The 17523-nt window shown below is 35.3% G+C and carries 11 protein-coding genes; 4 read left to right on the top strand and 7 right to left on the bottom strand.

Translation table 11 applies throughout. The features are described 5' to 3' along the window. Window positions 1-5: 5 nt before the first annotated feature. Window positions 6-827 (top strand): NAD-dependent deacetylase, encoded by an 822-nt coding sequence (locus UABHE_RS24820; protein ID WP_372366001.1) that lies wholly within the window; start codon window positions 6-8, stop codon window positions 825-827. Window positions 828-876: 49 nt separating this feature from the next. On the opposite strand, the gene UABHE_RS24815 is transcribed toward UABHE_RS24820, so the two are convergent. The 7 genes from UABHE_RS24815 to UABHE_RS24785 all read right to left on the bottom strand — a co-directional run bounded on the left by UABHE_RS24815 (window position 877) and on the right by UABHE_RS24785 (window position 12487). Continuing rightward, window positions 877-1569 (bottom strand): ubiquinone/menaquinone biosynthesis methyltransferase, encoded by a 693-nt coding sequence (locus UABHE_RS24815; RefSeq protein WP_372366000.1) that lies wholly within the window; start codon window positions 1567-1569, stop codon window positions 877-879. Window positions 1570-1654: 85 nt separating this feature from the next. Next, window positions 1655-2989 carry an ABC transporter permease gene (locus UABHE_RS24810; protein WP_372365999.1) on the bottom strand — a complete coding sequence of 445 codons (1335 nt, stop codon included), beginning with the start codon at window positions 2987-2989 and terminating at the stop codon, window positions 1655-1657. 10 nt (window positions 2990-2999) lie between these two features. Further along, window positions 3000-5387, bottom strand: a complete 2388-nt coding sequence (locus tag UABHE_RS24805) for a UbiA family prenyltransferase (protein ID WP_372365998.1) — start codon at window positions 5385-5387, stop codon at window positions 3000-3002. Continuing rightward, window positions 5371-6051, bottom strand: a complete 681-nt coding sequence (locus UABHE_RS24800; RefSeq protein WP_372365997.1) for an ABC transporter ATP-binding protein — start codon at window positions 6049-6051, stop codon at window positions 5371-5373. The genes UABHE_RS24805 and UABHE_RS24800 overlap by 17 nt, the downstream gene beginning before the upstream one ends. Window positions 6052-6101: 50 nt before the next feature. Further along, window positions 6102-9368: a thiamine pyrophosphate-binding protein gene (locus tag UABHE_RS24795; RefSeq protein WP_372365996.1), complete on the bottom strand. Its 3267-nt coding sequence runs from the start codon at window positions 9366-9368 to the stop codon at window positions 6102-6104. A gap of 37 nt (window positions 9369-9405) precedes the next feature. After that, window positions 9406-11073 (bottom strand): NAD(P)/FAD-dependent oxidoreductase, encoded by a 1668-nt coding sequence (locus tag UABHE_RS24790; RefSeq protein ID WP_372365995.1) that lies wholly within the window; start codon window positions 11071-11073, stop codon window positions 9406-9408. Continuing rightward, window positions 11063-12487 (bottom strand): FAD-binding protein, encoded by a 1425-nt coding sequence (locus UABHE_RS24785; RefSeq protein WP_372365994.1) that lies wholly within the window; start codon window positions 12485-12487, stop codon window positions 11063-11065. Before UABHE_RS24785 ends, UABHE_RS24790 begins: the two co-directional genes overlap by 11 nt. Window positions 12488-12932: 445 nt before the next feature. On the opposite strand from UABHE_RS24785, the gene UABHE_RS24780 reads away from it, so the two are divergent. From UABHE_RS24780 to UABHE_RS24770, 3 genes are all read left to right on the top strand, one after another. Beyond that, on the top strand, window positions 12933-14579 hold the full coding sequence (locus UABHE_RS24780) for an outer membrane lipoprotein-sorting protein (protein ID WP_372365993.1): 1647 nt from the start codon (window positions 12933-12935) through the stop codon (window positions 14577-14579). A 4-nt stretch (window positions 14580-14583) separates the two neighbouring features. Beyond that, window positions 14584-16389: a hypothetical protein gene (locus UABHE_RS24775; RefSeq protein ID WP_372365992.1), complete on the top strand. Its 1806-nt coding sequence runs from the start codon at window positions 14584-14586 to the stop codon at window positions 16387-16389. Between the two features lie 213 nt (window positions 16390-16602). Further along, the gene (locus UABHE_RS24770; protein ID WP_372365991.1) at window positions 16603-17421 is read left to right on the top strand and encodes an outer membrane lipoprotein-sorting protein; all 819 of its coding nucleotides are present in this window, start codon (window positions 16603-16605) and stop codon (window positions 17419-17421) included. Window positions 17422-17523: the final 102 nt, after the last annotated feature.

Below are 17523 nucleotides of genomic sequence, written 5' to 3'. Positions count from 1 at the left end.
ATTCAATGGAAGAAAAACTACAACAAATACTAAACGAATTTAAAGAAAATGAAGGGAATCTTACTATACTTACAGGTGCGGGGATTTCTGTTGAAAGTGGTATACCTACATTTCGGGGAGCTGACGGATACTGGACTGTTGGTTCGGTAAACTACCAATTTCAGCAAATCGGTACATTTACTTTTTTTGAAGATAAGCCTCTTGAAAGTTGGAAGTGGTTTTTGTATCGCAAGGGAGTATGTGGTCGTTCCAAACCTAATCTAGGGCATATGGCAGTTGTTGATTTTGAAAAACACTTACAGGATCGTTTTCGACTTATTACGCAAAATGTCGATGGTTTACATCTTCTAGCTGGTAATTCTGAAGAAAAAACCTTTCAGGTTCATGGTAACATTAATCAGATGCGCTGTTCCAAAGAGTGTAGTTACGACATTTATGATATTCCAGACAAAGTGCAAGTTCCAGACCGAAATGCCTCACTTACAGATGAAATGATAAAACTATTGTGTTGTCCTAAATGTAAGGCGATGACCCGTCCTCATGTTCTTTGGTGGGATGAATCTTATAATGAACATCATTTTCGCATTCACAGTACGCGAGCATGGGTAGATCAAACTGATTTACTCATTACTGTTGGGACTTCCGCTTCGGCTAATGTTGCGTGCACAACAGTATACCAAGTAAAAGATAATGGTGGCTCTCTTATTGACATAAATCCAGCATACAGTCCACTCGGTGATATTGCCAAACACAGTCACAGCGGTACTCAGTGTACTGGTACAAGCAGTGAATATTTGCCGATTATTCGCGACTTCTTGTTAAGTTAAAAAACAATTACAATTTTGTAGCGAGATTGAGTGATTATTTTGTAAATTTCTATGTTGGTTTTTGAACCGAGTGAAGAGTTGCAATTCCTGCAGTAAGTTTTTGAAATGAATAGTCTATAAAGCCAGTTTTTTCTAGTAGTTCTTCTATGTTTTTTTGACCTTGGTATTTGAGAATTTCTTTTTGAACATGATTGTAGTTTGCTTTTTTTACTAATTTTCGTATTAGAGGAAATACTTTTAAATATTTTTGATACGCGCTTTTCGCAAATCCTTTTTCTGGCATAGATAATTCAAGTAGGACTAATTTGGCGCCTGGTTTTAAAACGCGAAACATTTCTTTTGCACAGCCATCGCGATCATCCATATCATCTATAGCAAAAGCTATAGTTACTGCTTCAAAGTAGTTATCTTCATATGGTAGCTTTTCACCGTTTACTTTTTCGAGTTTTACTCTTTCTTGTAATTTGTTTTTATGTATTCGGTTTTGTGCTATTTCAAGCATCGATTGATTAATATCGCAACCAATAATTTTAACTTGTGGTAAGTGTTTTGCTACGCTTATTGCCACAGCACCTGTTCCTGTTGCAATATCAAGAACATAACCTTGTTGTATATCTGATAAGAGGTAAGCTACTTTGCGACGCCAACGGCGATCTATACCAAAGCTCAAAAAAGAGTTCATGAAATCATAGTAAGGTGCTACTTTATCGAAAGTACTTTGTGGAGTAGCTGGACGTTTCATGGTAAACCTTTCTACAAAGAACATAGTAAAGCGTAACGAGAAGCCTCGTTACGCTTGCTTGTTAAAAATGAGATTATGCTTTTCTTTACGATGAGTGCATCGCTTCAGCAGGATTTAGTTTGGTGATTTCACGGCAGGCTAATAGAGGTGCGATTAAGCCTGTTATTAATGCACCAGCTATCGGTAGAAGTAGAGATTTCATATTTAAAATAGCCAACACTTGAGGACGTAGCATCCCTTGATTAAATATATCTACGGCTGAAGCTATTTCTAAAGGAAAAAAGTATAACGTTAGAGAAGCTGTTATTCCAATAGCACTACCAACAATAATTCCGATAATAACAATGGCAAAGGATTCTATACACACCATGAAAATCAGTTGCGATGATTTTGTTCCCACTGCTTTCATGATACCGAATTCTTTTTTGCGTTCCATAATTGACATAATAAAAACATTGAATAGTATTAGAATTACAGCTACATAAACAATCATTAGAATAAAGTGAACAACACTATTTTCAAATTGAATAAACTGCACTATTGCTTTTAGTAAATCTTGCCAAGAAAGAACTTCAAATTCTTTTTCAAACTCAATTCCTTTTTCTGTCTTTATGAAATTGTCTTCAATATCTTCTTCTACAAATAGATCATTGTCTTTTTCAGACACTAGCTCCCCATAAAAACTTTTGTGTTTTTTTAGAATATTTTTAATCTCGTTTGTGGTTTTTTGTAAACCTTTATTTCCTTTCAGACGAATAGCTAATTCTGAAATTTTTTGGCTCTTATAGCCAGTTAACTCACCAGCCGTTTTTCTAGTTACAATAACTAAATTTTGGTTTAGCTCTGGATTCCCTAAATCTAAAATGCCTTTTATTTTTAAGTTTCTTGCTTCCAAAGACCCGTTATAACCTTGCACCATTATTGTGATTTCGGAGTTGAGCTTAGCAGAAATTCGTTGGGCAATGGTTTTTGTGATTAAAATAGTGTCTTCATCCTGATCTTCAAGAAAATGACCTTCTTTAATTCCACGATAGAAGAAAGTTACCTTCTTTTCATTTGATGGTTCGATTCCAACGACAAGGCAACCAGATGAATAATTCTCATAGCTAATAAGAGCTGATGATAAGATTCTTGCAGTGACTCCCTCTACAGAAGGAAGTTTACCAATTTGTTTTTGCATGTCGTCTGTTTTTTCAATGAAACCTGCTAAACTTTTTTCTTTGTCGAATCCTTTGCGATGAACCTGAATATAACTTGTAAATGTGTTCACACTTGATTTAATGATTTGCTCTTGTAAACCATTTATGATAGCAATGAACAGAATTAATATACCAATGCAGAATCCTACTACAGCTATGCTCAGACCTGTTCTGCGTTTGTTGCGCCAAATATTACGCCATGCCATTTTGTAAATAGGCATCTTTATTCTCCTAAACAAAATTCATTGCTTGAACAATTTCCATCTTCGTTGCTTTTTTCGCTGGGTACAAGCTGACAATCAAAGTTACACATATAACAAGGGCAAAACATCCAAGTGTTGCAAATAAAGAGAACTCTGTATATATCGTAGGGTCTAACGAAATTGCCCATAGTGAGGCACCTTCTAACATATAAGAAACATCGATACCTTGAGTTTGACCCATATAGAGAACAGGAGATATTAGTATACTCCCGCAAATACAGCTAACAATGGAGAGCCACAAAGATTCTGCCAAAATAAGTGATTTTAAATTTGATTCTTTCATTCCTATTGCTAACATAACACCAAATTCATGTACTCTTTCAAATACAGACATGAGAAGAGTAATTACAATTCCAATAGATGTTACAACGAATAGAGTCACTACAAAAAAGACAATAAACACATTATCTACGCGAATAAAATCGACTAAATTGGGGTGAATTTGGTCCCAAGTTAGAATTTCAAACGAAGAAGAAAAATCGCTTTTAAGTTTCTCTGCTAGTGGTTTCATATCACTATAATCGTTAACAACGATAGCTACTTCAGAGAACTGAGAAGAAGAATAAGAAAGCATTTTTTGCGCCATCTTGTGATGAATAATAACGGTTCGCGCATCGTATGTAGGTATTAACGTTTGGAATATACCGCGTACTTGGAATAGGTTCTGTTTTATTTCTCCTCCAGCACTTTGTAAGGTAACCACCATACTACTACCTATACGAATATCAAAATGCTCAGCCATTTTTTTTCCAATTAGAACACCTGGTAAGTGAAAAACATGAGGATTGTTATCCAAATACCCTTCAAGATAGTCTGTTTCTTTTAAGTAAGATCCCTCAACTAGTGGACCTTTGTTTTTTACTTCGTTGTGAAAAACAGAAATAGTCGGTTCGGTTTTGGGATTGACTCCCCAAAGAGTAATATTTTGTGCTTTGTTAGTGTAACTCGCTAGGCCAAGGCTTTTGATGCGCAGAGAGTATGCTTTTACTTCGTTATAGCTGCGCATTTTTTCTTCCATTTTAGAATTCCACTCAAGAAATAAATCGGACTTTAAGACAGAATGGAAGGTCTCTTTGTGAATTTGAATATGGCTCGTTCCTGCCTTTACGGAATTAGCGATTATGCCTTTGTGGTAGCCTGTCGCTAAGCTAACCATATAAATCATGAAAGCAACACTAAAACTCATGACACATAAGGTAATGAGTGTGCGGCGTCTGTTTCTCCAAAGATTGCGCCACGCAATTTTTGCTATTATCATTTCATCTCCCAAATTGCTACCTCCTGAAGTGTCCTGATTGCGACGTGAGTCTATCCCGAACCAATCGCTTCCAAACAGAATAAAGAGGCTAAAAACAGTTACAACTATATTTAATATGTTAAACTTGGTAAGTAGTAAAAGAGTTATTATAAATCCTACAGATATCAACATGTCTATTTTAAGACAATAATTTCCTTTAGCGCCATCATTTACCTCAATTAATTTCAAGCAGTTTATGACAACGGGGATTAACCAAATCAAAGAAATAAGAACTTTTAGAGGAACTAGGTTAAAAATTGCTATTGGAATAAGTGCTAAATAAGCAACAACAGTACAAGCAAGTGTAAAAATACTCGCTGATTTCCACGAAGAAAAAATGGTTGCAGATGTTGTTAGATTCGCAGCTTTATCTCCATAGTAATCAGGAACGTTTTTAAAGAAACCTTTCGCCATAAACCATACAGTTAAAAACAACATCATGGCGATGCTCTCTGTTGAAAACAACGGATCGGAAGTCTGTTGCGACAAAACGCCTAGTACGAAAGGAGAGACTACCGCCAAAGAAAATACCCACACGCCAATGATAGGGCGGCCTTTTAAGCGCAGAGGTGGAAACGAATATTGATGCACTAATGGTTGTACTAAGACTGCAAATATTAAACAGGGTAAGTTCATAAAGGCTGCAATAATTATTTTTAAGATATTACACACAATCAAGGATCTATATAGATTGCGATATCCTAATCTAGCAACTAAATAAAGTCTTCCAGGAAGATTATAGGCATCTTCTTTGAAATCTGTATACGTATTGTGCAAATTTGCAGAAAAGCTCCACAAGAAACTTAGTAACGCGCCAAATAAAATAATAGGCGCATAAACATTGCCAACGTAGCTATAGCCTAAAGCGTAAGCAAGTACACCAACCATACAAGTGCGCGGTCGTCCCAACATAACAATAATTTTATATTTATCTATAAAGTTATGTTCTAACTCCACTCCACTACAAACATAGTCAATTTTTAAGTCTGTTGGTAGTTCTTGAAATTGTCTAAGAGTAAGTTTTTTTGAAAGCTGTGGTAAACTACTTGGTGTCGACAATTCTGCCGTCCTTAATGGAAATAATTTTTTTTGCTGCTTCCATTACCATAGGATCATGAGTAGAAAATAGGAATGTTACCTCGTACTTTTGATTAAGTTCTAACATTAAATCAATTAGGTCTTTTCCCGTTTTTGAGTCTAAATTTGCTGTAGGTTCGTCAGCAAGAATAAGCTTAGGACGGCTAGCTATTGCTCTAGCAACAGCTACTCGTTGTTGCTGTCCACCAGAAAGTTCTCTTGGAAAAGCATGTTTTTTATCTTCTAAACCTACATCCTTTAATACTTCGTTGACAATTTCTTCTCTTTGTCCTTGAGTTACGCCTTGTAAAAGAAGTACAAATTCTGCATTTTCTTGGCAAGTTAGGACCGGAATTAAATTATAAGACTGAAAAATAAAACCAAGTTTACTTAAGCGAATACTCGCTAGCTGTTTTTTAGACAAAGTAGCGGTATCCTTGTCTTCAATAAAGACACTACCGGATGTAGGGGAATCGATTGTTCCGATAATATTAAGCAAAGTTGTTTTACCTGAACCAGATGGTCCACATATTGCTGTAAATTCACCACTTCCTACAGAGAAAGAGGTATCATGCAGGGCCTCTACTGGCACACCGCGACCTTTGTATGTTTTAGAAACATTTTCAACACGTACTACAGCGCTCATTTAATTTCTCCTATCATAATTTTTATTAGGGTGTGTCGACACGCCTTACTTTAATCATCAACAACCTTATCATTCTTGTAACGAGTAGGAACATTTACAATTCCATCGCTTTTTTTGAACAAAGTGATTGCGTTTAAATAGCGTTCTCGCAGCAAGGCAAAAATATAACCACGCAAATTGACAATTTTGAATTTCGGTGGAAAGGGTTTTTCATGAGGGTTACAAACGACGTCTATAACACAAGGCGTTTCGAGTATAATTGCTTGCTCCATTGCTTGTTTCATCTCTTTGTTGTTTGTTACACGTATTCCTGTAGCTCCTAGAGATTCAGCATATTCAGCAAAATTACAATTAAATAGGTACGACTCATATTCTGGCCATCCCATAACCTCTTGTTCAAACTTAATAGCTGCTAATTTGTTATTATTAAATACGATTACTACGATGGGAAGTTTTTGTTTTACTGCTGAAAGCAATTCTACCATTGTTACTGCAATTCCACCATCTCCAGCCATAACCCATACTTTTTTGCGGTAGAAATTACTAATTGCTATTGCTGCTGGAAGGGAAAATCCCATTGTGGCAAAAGAACCTGTCCAAATAATGGGATTTGGCCGCATAAAAAAACGATACACCCATAAGGTTGTAACGCCTACATCAACGGTTAAAGCAACATCTTTTTTGTGTTTGTCTAAAACGTTTATAAGTGTTGGACAAATGCTCGATGGTTGTATCATATTACCTGAATGTTTCTTCCTGAGTTGTTTTTGCCACCATTTCTTGTATTTATTAGAATATTTCGTTAGAAACTTTTGACGGTGAATACAAACAGAGATTTCGCTTATATCTTCTAGAATAGAAATGAGGGTTTGTTTTGTATCTCCCTGAATTCCAATAGTTTTTTGTTCTCTTTTTCCAAATTGTTTTGGGTTTATGTCAACCTGTATAATTTCAAAATTACCAACGAGACCAAACACTGCAGCGCGATTTGAGCTTCCTAAAATTAGTAAAATCTCACATTGTTCAATGGCGCAAAAAGCTGCTCTATGACCTGAAGCACCTGTACGTCCTACAAAATGAGAGAAGTTTTCGGAGGTAACTCCACATCCTTGCATTGTACAAACCACAGGGGCACATAATTTTACTGCTAGTGCTTCTATTTCTTTTCCTGCACCTTTAGCTCCACCACCAACTAAGATGACAATTTTTTTAGCCTTTTGTAAAACTTTGCTGGCTTTTTGTGTTTGTAGAGCAGTGGGTAGATTAGAAGATAAAACTGTGTCTTGTTGAAATTCTATTTTTGGATTAGATAACAACTCCCAGTCTACACTCAAATGAAGTACTTTTTTCTCGTGCAGAATATAATTCACAGCATTAGCCAATTTTTGTAGAGAGTCTTTATTTGCTTTGATATCTAAACTGGCACATACTACATCTTTAAACAAAGCTTTACTATCAAAAAAATCCAAATTATTGTATTTAGGTGTGATAATTATTGCTGGAGAATAATCGTAGTTAGCATCGTATAGACCATTTAATTGTAAAGGGAGTTCGTAAGCTTCTGTTACAACACAGATGCCTAAAGCTTTTTCCGATTTATAACAAGCTGAGGCCATCATTGACGCTGATTCGCAGTGAACCACAGGAACAAAGTCTAGTTTTGTCTTGTCTATATTTTCTTGCCAAATAGTCGTTTTGGAATTTTCGACACCATATATTTTTTTAGCGCCAGCATTGCTAAAAATTTCAATAATGTTACTAGCAAATGTTTGTTTTTTGCCCTCTGGTGTATATTTTTTATAGCTAATAGGGAAAGAAACAAGAGAAGGAAGTTTGTCTTTACGTTGATTTTCTAGTACTGCGTGCGAATTTTCGATTGTGCCTTTAGCTGATTCACAGTGGGATGCTTGCGCAAACTTAACTAAGTTTAGATCCTTTTCGTCTTCATTTTCAAAGTGGACAATTTTTAATGGCAATCCATATTTTCTTACAGAAAGAAGGTCGGGCATAGACAATTTAAATCCTTCTGAAACAAAGGCGTACGAAAGATTGTGGGGGTAAGCTAGTGCAGCAGAAACTGCTCCTGCAAAGCCATAACCAGGAGCTTGTAAATGAAAAGAAGAAGTTATTTTACGCTCACGTGTAGGCCAATGAAAAAAAACATCATTCCAAATATCTCCAGGCTCAACAGATACATTGGCATCTGTTGGTATACATTTATCTAAAGCTAGAAGCACTTCTTGTGGAATAGTTAATTCAGGCCGCCAATTTGATGCATTTTGAGTCTCCTGTAACCAATCTTTGTCTGTTTGCTGTGAAATCTCTTTTGCTATTTGTGGTACAATACTTGATATTTCTCCCGAAATTGATTGAGTATCAACTTTTTTACGGTAGTAGTGATCGCTTGGAGAAATTTGTGTTATTTTTCGTGATGTAACACCGTTTGTTAATGTCGAAAAATTATAGCTGTGTTCCCCAATAAGTAATATATGATGTGCATCATTAATCAAATTATTACATGGATTTTCTTTGTTGTTATTCCAACGAAGAACGGGATGGTCTTTCACTATGTTAAGAAAGGAAATTGCTTCCGGTAATACAATGATTGGTGCTTGCCACTTGTTTGCTAAGGCCAAAACCTCTTTTTTTTCACCTTCTTTGCCAACTACAATGATTGGTTTTTGGCATTGTATGCGTTGTAGTATTGATTTGCAATCAATCATAGGAAGGTTTGGGGTAAAGTCCGAAGATTGGAAAGAAGGAAGTGCTTTCATATTTACTTTTGTCTTCATGATGTCAGAAGCAAATGCGATATGGGAAGAACAATTGTGAAAAACGGTTTCCGAACAAATTTGTGCGATAAGAGGTGTTTGATCGCGAGAAGTTAACAAATAATTATATTTACAAGAGTTTTGAAATAGAGAGAGTGCGTCTATTTCTTGAAATCCACCTGTTCCTACTTGGTGGCTTGGCACTTGTCCGCTAAGAGCGATCATTTTTGTACAATCTGCTTTTGCATCGTAACAACCCAAAGGTAAGTGAGTCGAACCAGGCCCTGTTGTTCCCATGCATACACCTAAATTACCAGTGATTTTACTATAGGCAGAAGCCATCAAAGCTCCATTCGCCTCGTGTCTAACAGTGATTAATTTTATTTTTTTATGTTTGCGAATAGCATCAATAATAGAATTGAGTGATTCTGCTGGCATTGCAAAAATGTACTTGGCACCTGCTCGATACAATGACTCGACTAGAAAATCTGCCATCCGCGGTTTGCCACTGATCTCCGTCCACAATTGAAAATCTGGCTCTTGCATATTTAATACCCCAATAAACGGTTAGGTTGTCCGCGTTCTACAAAGAAGTGATTTTGTGAATAGAACGAATCTCTTTGTAAAAACTAGTGCCAATTAACTTAGATAAACAGTAACGTAGTTTAAAGTATATTTTTTTTATAATTGTTGAAAGAATAAACAAATAAAGTTTCGATTTATTCCCTCCATCTTTTTTGATTTCTGGAGTGTCTAACAGTGTCATAAAAAACTGTACTTGATATTTCTTATCAATATCAGTGTGTATACTGCAAGCCTCTTTGCTATTTATTTCAAATAGACTGTTGTGATACGGGTGAGGAACAGAATCCATTATTTTTTGCAAACTCTCAGCGACTTGTTGACTATCCCCGTCTTGGTAAACAATAGAATGCATTTTATAAAGAGTTTCTTTCCAGGTTTCTATTGCCGCTCCATAAGCAAATGAACAGCCTTTAGCATTGCTTGAATTCCCTAGTATATGCGTAAAGTACTGTAAGGTAGTGCTGTGAATCCAGGTTCTCCAATATTGTTTGAAGATATTAAAATCTCGAAAAGATTTCCAGGTTCCGCTAACAACGAGGTCTATAGTTTGGATTTCTTGAAAAAAAGCTTTTTCTACACTTTGGAAATTTTTCGTTACAAATCTATCTGTTTGTGATGATTCAAGTAAATGAGCCATGCGCTCAATGAAAGATAAAGTAAGCAAAATACCAGTGCTAAAAAGCGGATCAACGAAAGCAGCAGCATGGGGAGTGAGAATAAATCCATCTCCTAAAATAGTATGAGATGAAAATTGAACACGTCCAGTTCTTATTAGAGGAAAAAGAGGTTCTCTTTTTTCTAGTTGTTCTTTTATTGTTGGAAATTTTTGAATTATTTGCTGCATTTCTTCTTCGGGTGTAATTTTATTGTTGTTAGGGTATTTATCAGTATCAAGCATAAGTCCGATACTGGTAATACCATTATCAAAAGGAATTACCCATATCCATCCACCATCGAAACAGTGATGCATCGTTCCTGCATTTCGTTTATAACGAAAAATGTTTTTTTCTAATAAACTATCGAGATCTTTAACGCCACGAAAATGCCCAAAAATAGTTCGCGACTTGGTTTTTAGTGATGTTTCTTTTTCGCGTAAGTTGAATTTTTTAGCTAAATACGAAGCATGTCCAGAGGCATCAACAACAAGTTTACATAGTACTTGTTTTGCCCCTTGTGGACTTAGTGTAGATATATTTGCAGTATTTGTAGAAGTATCGTAATCAAAGTTTTTTATCTCTGTTTCGTCTATGTAATCAACGCCGTATTTGGCAAATTTAGATACTAAATAAGAGTCGGCATCAGATCTCAGCATGTGAACGTCTGGACCAATAGGTAAAGGAAATGTTTCGAACATTAATTGTTTACAAGGTGATAGAGGGGCATTTTCTTTGTGAAGACCGTACCAAAAGTGCCTTTTAGGGTAACTTGCCATTTTGCGCTTTGCTAAAGCAGTGTAGTGACAAATATGCCTTAGCTCTGGGATATTATATTTTTTAGATAAACTCATGAATATATGTGTTGTTGTGGGGATTGTTGATTCGCCAATGGCAAAACGAGGATGTTTTCGTTTCTCGATTACTAGGACGCGATGACCTATTCGAGAAAATACTAAAGCAGCTGTTGCTCCAGCAATTCCACTACCAATAACAACAATATCATACTGCATTAGTTTCTCCTGTAAAGCTAGGTAACAATTTACCTACCCCCTCTGGATCTAGTTCTTGACATAGATTTATCATTTTCTCACATGAATCGCCGTATAAACTATTTCTCATTTTGTTATCTAAATCATTCCAGCCATAAAGGTAAGGTCTTCCACCTAAAGAAACTACTTTCTGCAGAGATCTTTTTAGTGCTTCTCTTACGTAATTGACACCGGTTGTATCATTTTCAGGTACTGCATAAAACACACCGACTAAGAATGTCATGCGATCTTTTATTCCTGATGCTGGTTCAAATGCAAAATGAATTTTCTTCTTTGGTTTGCGATTACCTAAAAAATAAAGAACTCCTAAGTAATTAGCTAATTTTTTATCTTGAAGCTCTTCTTCCATAAATGAGGTAAATTTACATAATCCTTCATAGTTTAACATGTAGTCTGTCCAAATACGCTTTTGTCGATGGAGGCTAGAGACGTACTTGTCCTGTTTTCGGTGAGAAAAAAGAGCATAGTTATCTTTTATTGTAGAAATTTTTGGTTTTATATTTCGCAATAATTCAGATTTTTCGAAGTTTATTCGTTCTTTGTTATGAAAACCGTATCTTGAACCGATAATTTTTTTGCCAAGGAGTAAGTGTGTTCCTGTCTTTAAAATGCGGTTTACGATAGGATGTGAAAAATTTAAAAAATTTTCTCCCACCATTGCAGCTTCGAAGTAGTCAGGAAAAGAATTGTTTTCGTCTAAAAAAGATTCAAATGTTGCAACAAGATGCTCTAAGGATGGATGGCGGTAGTGGTGTAAGATTGGTTTAGGAAAATAAGGTGTTGTTCGCATAATTACTTTTTCTATAATGCCTAATTGTCCCATTCCACAAAGAGCGTAGCGAAAAATTTCTTCGTTTTCATCAGGAGAGCACCACAATATGTCTCCATTCCAGGTAATTATTTGTAGTTTTTGTACTTGGTCTACTTGAGATCCTTCGGTGACCGAGCGAACTCCATACCCTCCAACACTTAATGTGCCTCCTACCGAAAATGTCAAGTAATCTGTTAACACCGGAAGGGATCTACCCATCGCATTTAAGGCATTCTCTAGGTCTAGCCACCGCGTCCGCGTATTTACTTCTACGGATTCCGAATGGACTTTGAATTGTGGTTTAGAAGAAATATTGTTGATAACAATTCCACCGTTGCATAGAGTTTGGCCATAACATGAATGACCAGCACCTCTAATAGATAAAGGCACAGAGTGTTTTTTGGCCACAGCAATAATTTTTATTATGTCTTCTGCGCTTGTAGTATTAGCAACAGCTAGTGGTTTTTTAGTTATCGTTTTTCCAAAATCTAGTGCATACTTACTAACATCGTCGCCAGTATAAATGCTGCCCTGGATGTTTATACTCTCAATAATTTTAGACATATGATTCACTTTACTAGACAAACTCTATCGAAAATAGTTATTTATATTGTTTGTTTACTATCAAAACAAACGCATTCGTTTCATTTTACAATAAGTTATCAGCTAAACAAACTTAAAAATGATGGCACGCCCTACTCTGCTGTGTTAAAATATTCACTATAATAACACTATATTTTATGCGAATTGATAGATTTTTATTAGCATTCTGCATTTTATGTCCTACTTGCTGTTATAATTTTATTTGTAATCTTAAAAATAGACACAATTGAAGAGATGATAGCTATAGTTTAAGCGCGTGATCATATGATTTTTGTTCGATATACTAACTCCGAAGTAAGAGCTAGAAACGAAAAATATGGAGCCACAACAAGAAGCCACGCCAATTTAGTAGGGTATGTATTAAACTATTTAAAATGTTTCAGGTACTAAGGAGGTGTGGTAAAAAATGAAAAAGAAGGATGAGAAAAGGCAAACCTTACGTATATCGCAAAATGATTTGCGTAAAAACCAACCTTCATCAGGAATTGATCTTGTTTTTGAACATGTAATGGAAGAAGATTTTCCAAAATATAGAATGCAAAATGGCAAGACTATTCGCGAGGATGGAACAGAGGTTCCTCCTGAAGAGATAATTGAAGAATATTCAAAACTAAAAACAGAAGTTCGTCGCCTTGATCAATTAACTCGAACAATGTATCAGACACAACAACATAATGTAACAATGGTTCGTCTAGAAAAGCAACAAAGTAACCGCCGTAGATGGTTTAGTTTTCTGGTTTTTGCAATCGTAATGATATCGACAGTTCTTGTTATTCTTATAATAAAAGGTTTAAAAGAAAAAGATATACTACGTGAAGTAGCAACAAGAGAAAAAGAAAAACAACTTATTGAGCAACAACTACGCGAGCAGCAAAAACAAAGTAAAGAAAAACTAGAACTTTTAGAAGATAAATATACATTGGAAAAAGAACTACTTACAACAAAATTAGAAAAATCAAAACAATTAGAGCTTAATAAATTGCGTAAAACAGTAAAGAAATCGCAATTAAGTGAGCCGTTGTCTATGATGGAAAAGAAGTTAGAAAAGAAATACCAAACTCTATACAACAACATGCAGAAGAAATTAAATAGGCGATTAATAAAAGAACAGAATACTCAGCAAAAAAAGCTAGAGAGTATGGAGAAAGCAATTCAAGTTAAAAATTCTCAGCAATCACAGCGTTTAAATCAAGAAAAGGAGTTGTTGCGCCGCGAGTTAGAAAAAGAAAAAAGTGCTTTGCGACAACAACTGGAAAAAACAAAGCAAGAGCTTAGTCAATTGAAAAGCCAAGGAAGGGTATCTCCATCTTTTACGAAAATTACAACTACGGATAAATCACCACAAGAGTTAAAAGAACGTCAAGTTGTCCGTATTAGTGCACAGTCAGTAGTTGATAAAGATATTTTAAAAAAGGTCTCTTATAAAACAAAAACGACCCAAGTAAACATTGTTTTTACTTCTAAGAATCAAAAAGTGGAAGCGACTCTCTATTCTAAAAATGAACCAGGAAAAAGAAAAGAACTACTAAAGGTGACGCAACCAAGTTTATTGAGAGGAAATGCTAATTTATTCGTAGAGACAGAGCAAGGAAATCGTTATTGGAAATATGAGACGCGCGAGCAGAAATTTTCTCGTGCACAAGCAGCTAGCAAGTTATTTGCCAGTGAATTTTCTTATCAAGATTGGTTTGAAGAAGATTTAGAGGACTATGAATACAAATACATCACTACTCGTAGTTTTATGGAAAGATCTTGTTATGTGATCCAGGCTAAACTTAAAAAAACAAGTCAACAAATTTACACAAAAAAATACTATTGGATTGATGTGTCTAATTCTGTTGCTTTACAAATTAAGTATTTTACCGCAAAATCTTTACAGAAAATATATTTTGTAGAAAGTGTTGCCCAAGTTGGTAATGTGTGGAAACCTAAATCAGCATTTATTATTGATGTACCTACCCGTAAAAGAACAAAGGTTGCATTTAGTAACTGGAAAGTAAATATCCCTATTTCGGATAGTACTTTTTCTCCTCAGTCGTTATATAAAAATTAATTCTATGCTAAAATATATTTTTGTTATTTGTTGTTTTTGCTGTTATTTGAATGCTGACGATTCAATTAGTCAAGATTTAGAAGTAGGAAGTGATCTTCTGTTTTCTATAGACCAAGAAACGGAGAAAGATCTAGAAGAAGGTAGTGGTTTACTCAATGAATTTGATGGTGCTCCTGCAGAGGAATATGAAGAATTAGAAAACGAATTTGATGGTGCTCCTGCGGATGAATATGAAGAATTGGAAAATGAATTTGATGGCGCTCCTGCAGATGAATATGAAGCGGATCTAGAAGAAGGTAGCGAAATTTTTGATGAATTCGAAGGTGCTCCTACGGACGAATATGAAGCAGATTTAGAAGAAGGCAGTGAGGTCTTTGATGAATTCGAGGGCGCTTTTCCAGACGAATATGAAGAAGGTAGTGATCTTGTAACTGACGAAGTAAATGAAGTAGAGCAAGAAGTGGCATCTGAACTAGGTACAGGTGGAAATATTATCGAAGATAGTTCATACTCCGAATATGAAATACCTGTTTATATTGATCCTCTTGGAAATTTGCGTAGTAGTTACTTATCAGAGGAATCTTATTCTTATTTTCGTAGTACTTTTTTCTACCGAACGCAATATTTCTTTAAAGATAATAATGTAAATAAAAGAAATGTTCAAAATGAATTCAACGCTAAATTCGAGTTTACACCTAAACTCGGAGATTTTATGTTTCACATAATACCAGAGATTAATATTGATGATTTTGATGCTGCTAGCGGGTTTTTTACTCTCACTCATTTAGATGATAATGGAGAAAAAAGAAGTGTTGTAAACCTTGCTGAAGCTTATGTCGAAACGCAATTTAATTCATTCGATATTTCTCTAGGAAAGCGTATTTATTCGCGAGGAGCTGCTTTTGGACCAAATCCAACAGATCTGATTAATCCCTTTGACTTAATCGATCCTATAGAAGGATTTAATATTAGCAATGATTTAAAAATTGGCGTTTGGTCTGCTTTCTTACGTTACTACTTGCCAGGGACAGACTTGATTGAATTTCCCGCGATTACCCTTATATTTGTACCTCATTTCACTAAAAATAGAATAGCATTCGAAGGATCTCGTTGGTTTCTTGATTTATTTGATGGTTTTGACCAGGATGAAATTTTTCCTGCACGTACTTTAGAGAATTCTCAGTGGTTTTTTAGTACGAACGCAACTATTCGAGGGTACGATATATCCCTCATGTATTACGAAGGTTTAAATCATTTTGCTTCCCAAGAAATAAATCCATTAGTGATTGTTAACTTTTTTGACCAAATTCGCGTAGTTGGTGGAGACGTAGTTACCACATACGGAGCGCTGAAATTATTTCTGGAAATGACACATACATGGTCAAAAACAAATGACACGGATGATTTTTTCACTATTGTAGTCGGAGGAAGTTATTTGTGGGGAAGTTTATTTCGCCTGAATGATCAATTGGATTTTGTTGTAGAGGTGTTATTTAATAGAATAGTAACAAGTGAATCGGATAATGCTAATGTTATTGTTGCAGATGATGATGCTGGAGATCGCGCCTTAATTTTTGTGCTTAGTTATGATTATGATACGAAACTTACAGTGCAGGCGCTAGCACAAATAACATTGAACGAAAACCATGAGTGGACAAGCGATTTCTTTGAGTTTGATATTTCTTATAAACTTCACAGCAACTTGAGCATATCGTTAACAGCGCAACTATTAAATGGACGTAACACTGATTTATTTGGGCTTTTTAAAGATAATGACAGCTTATTTGTTAGTTTAGAATATGTGTTTTAATAAGCACTCAAATAAAAGAACATGGTTTTACCCTAGAATTATTTTGCAGGGCGCCAATCCCCTAATGTTTTTATTTGAATATTGCAGATATTATTGCAAAATAATTGGGGCGTATCAATGCGCCCTACAGTTCTGACGTTCAAGCATTAAACGTCAGATAGTACTCATCTATTTTTTAAGGTACTATAGTACCACTTAAATTAGGAGACTTTAATGTTGAAAAGTAGTTTTATTTTATTGTTTGCTTTAATTATTGGTTTTAGTCCAGTTATGGCAGATGAAAAAGGCAAGAAAAGTGAAACACCTAACGCTACAGAATTAGTAAAAAAAGCTGATTTGCTTTTACGAGGTGAAGATAGCTCTGAACACTACGTAAATTTTGTGGTTAACCGTCCAGGTCAAAAAATTGCACGTAAAGTAGTCGTTTATCTAAAGGGTAAAAAATTCAGTTTAACTCACTTCATAAAACCTATCAAAGATAGAAATACAACTATTTTAAAGCGCGAATTTGATATGTGGATGTATGCTCCTAGTGTTCGAAAAAAAATACGTATTCCTTTTGGAATGATGCACCAAGGTGTATTAGGAAGTGATTTCACATATGACGATTTACTAAAGGAATCAACTCTTACAGATGACTACACACATAAAATTGTAGCTGAATCTAAGGGGATGAAAAAGAAACACGGAAAAGTATATGTTGTAGATTTAGCTCCTATTGCAGGACATCCAGTTACATATAAAAAGCTAAGGCTATGGATTCGTGAAAAAGGAGGCATCTTACTACGTACACAGTATTATAATGAGAAATTAGAAGTGGTAAGAGTTCTAAGTTATTCTGACCTTAAAGAGATAGATGGACGTGAAATCCCAACTACTTGGAAAATGTCAAACTTAGAGCACGAAGGGTATTCGACAGAGTATAGTATTATTGACGGTAAATACAATAAAATCGAAAAAGATGATATTTTTGCTCCGAAAACACTGGAAAACCCTCCAAGTAGCAATTGGAAAGAAAAATCTACAAAGTAGTCTTTTGTTCTAGGGCATGTCTATATTCCGTTTTATGTAGCAAAGTATATTGCTTTTAGAGAGCCAATATACTGACTTACGCAATAAAACGAATGTCGACAT

Origin of the sequence: Candidatus Uabimicrobium helgolandensis (assembly GCF_041508025.1) — a bacterium.
GTDB classification, from domain to species: domain Bacteria; phylum Planctomycetota; class Uabimicrobiia; order Uabimicrobiales; family Uabimicrobiaceae; genus Uabimicrobium; species Uabimicrobium helgolandensis.
This window is presented reverse-complemented; position numbering and strand designations above follow the sequence as displayed.

Coding starts and splice junctions, on each gene's coding strand:
- UABHE_RS24820 (WP_372366001.1), top strand. CDS start 6: ATGGAAGAAAAACTACAACAAATACTAAACGAATTTAAAGAAAATGAA.
- UABHE_RS24815 (WP_372366000.1), bottom strand. CDS start 1,569: ATGAAACGTCCAGCTACTCCACAAAGTACTTTCGATAAAGTAGCACCT.
- UABHE_RS24810 (WP_372365999.1), bottom strand. CDS start 2,989: ATGCCTATTTACAAAATGGCATGGCGTAATATTTGGCGCAACAAACGC.
- UABHE_RS24800 (WP_372365997.1), bottom strand. CDS start 6,051: ATGAGCGCTGTAGTACGTGTTGAAAATGTTTCTAAAACATACAAAGGT.
- UABHE_RS24795 (WP_372365996.1), bottom strand. CDS start 9,368: ATGCAAGAGCCAGATTTTCAATTGTGGACGGAGATCAGTGGCAAACCG.
- UABHE_RS24790 (WP_372365995.1), bottom strand. CDS start 11,073: ATGCAGTATGATATTGTTGTTATTGGTAGTGGAATTGCTGGAGCAACA.
- UABHE_RS24785 (WP_372365994.1), bottom strand. CDS start 12,487: ATGTCTAAAATTATTGAGAGTATAAACATCCAGGGCAGCATTTATACT.
- UABHE_RS24780 (WP_372365993.1), top strand. CDS start 12,933: ATGAAAAAGAAGGATGAGAAAAGGCAAACCTTACGTATATCGCAAAAT.
- UABHE_RS24775 (WP_372365992.1), top strand. CDS start 14,584: ATGCTAAAATATATTTTTGTTATTTGTTGTTTTTGCTGTTATTTGAAT.
- UABHE_RS24770 (WP_372365991.1), top strand. CDS start 16,603: ATGTTGAAAAGTAGTTTTATTTTATTGTTTGCTTTAATTATTGGTTTT.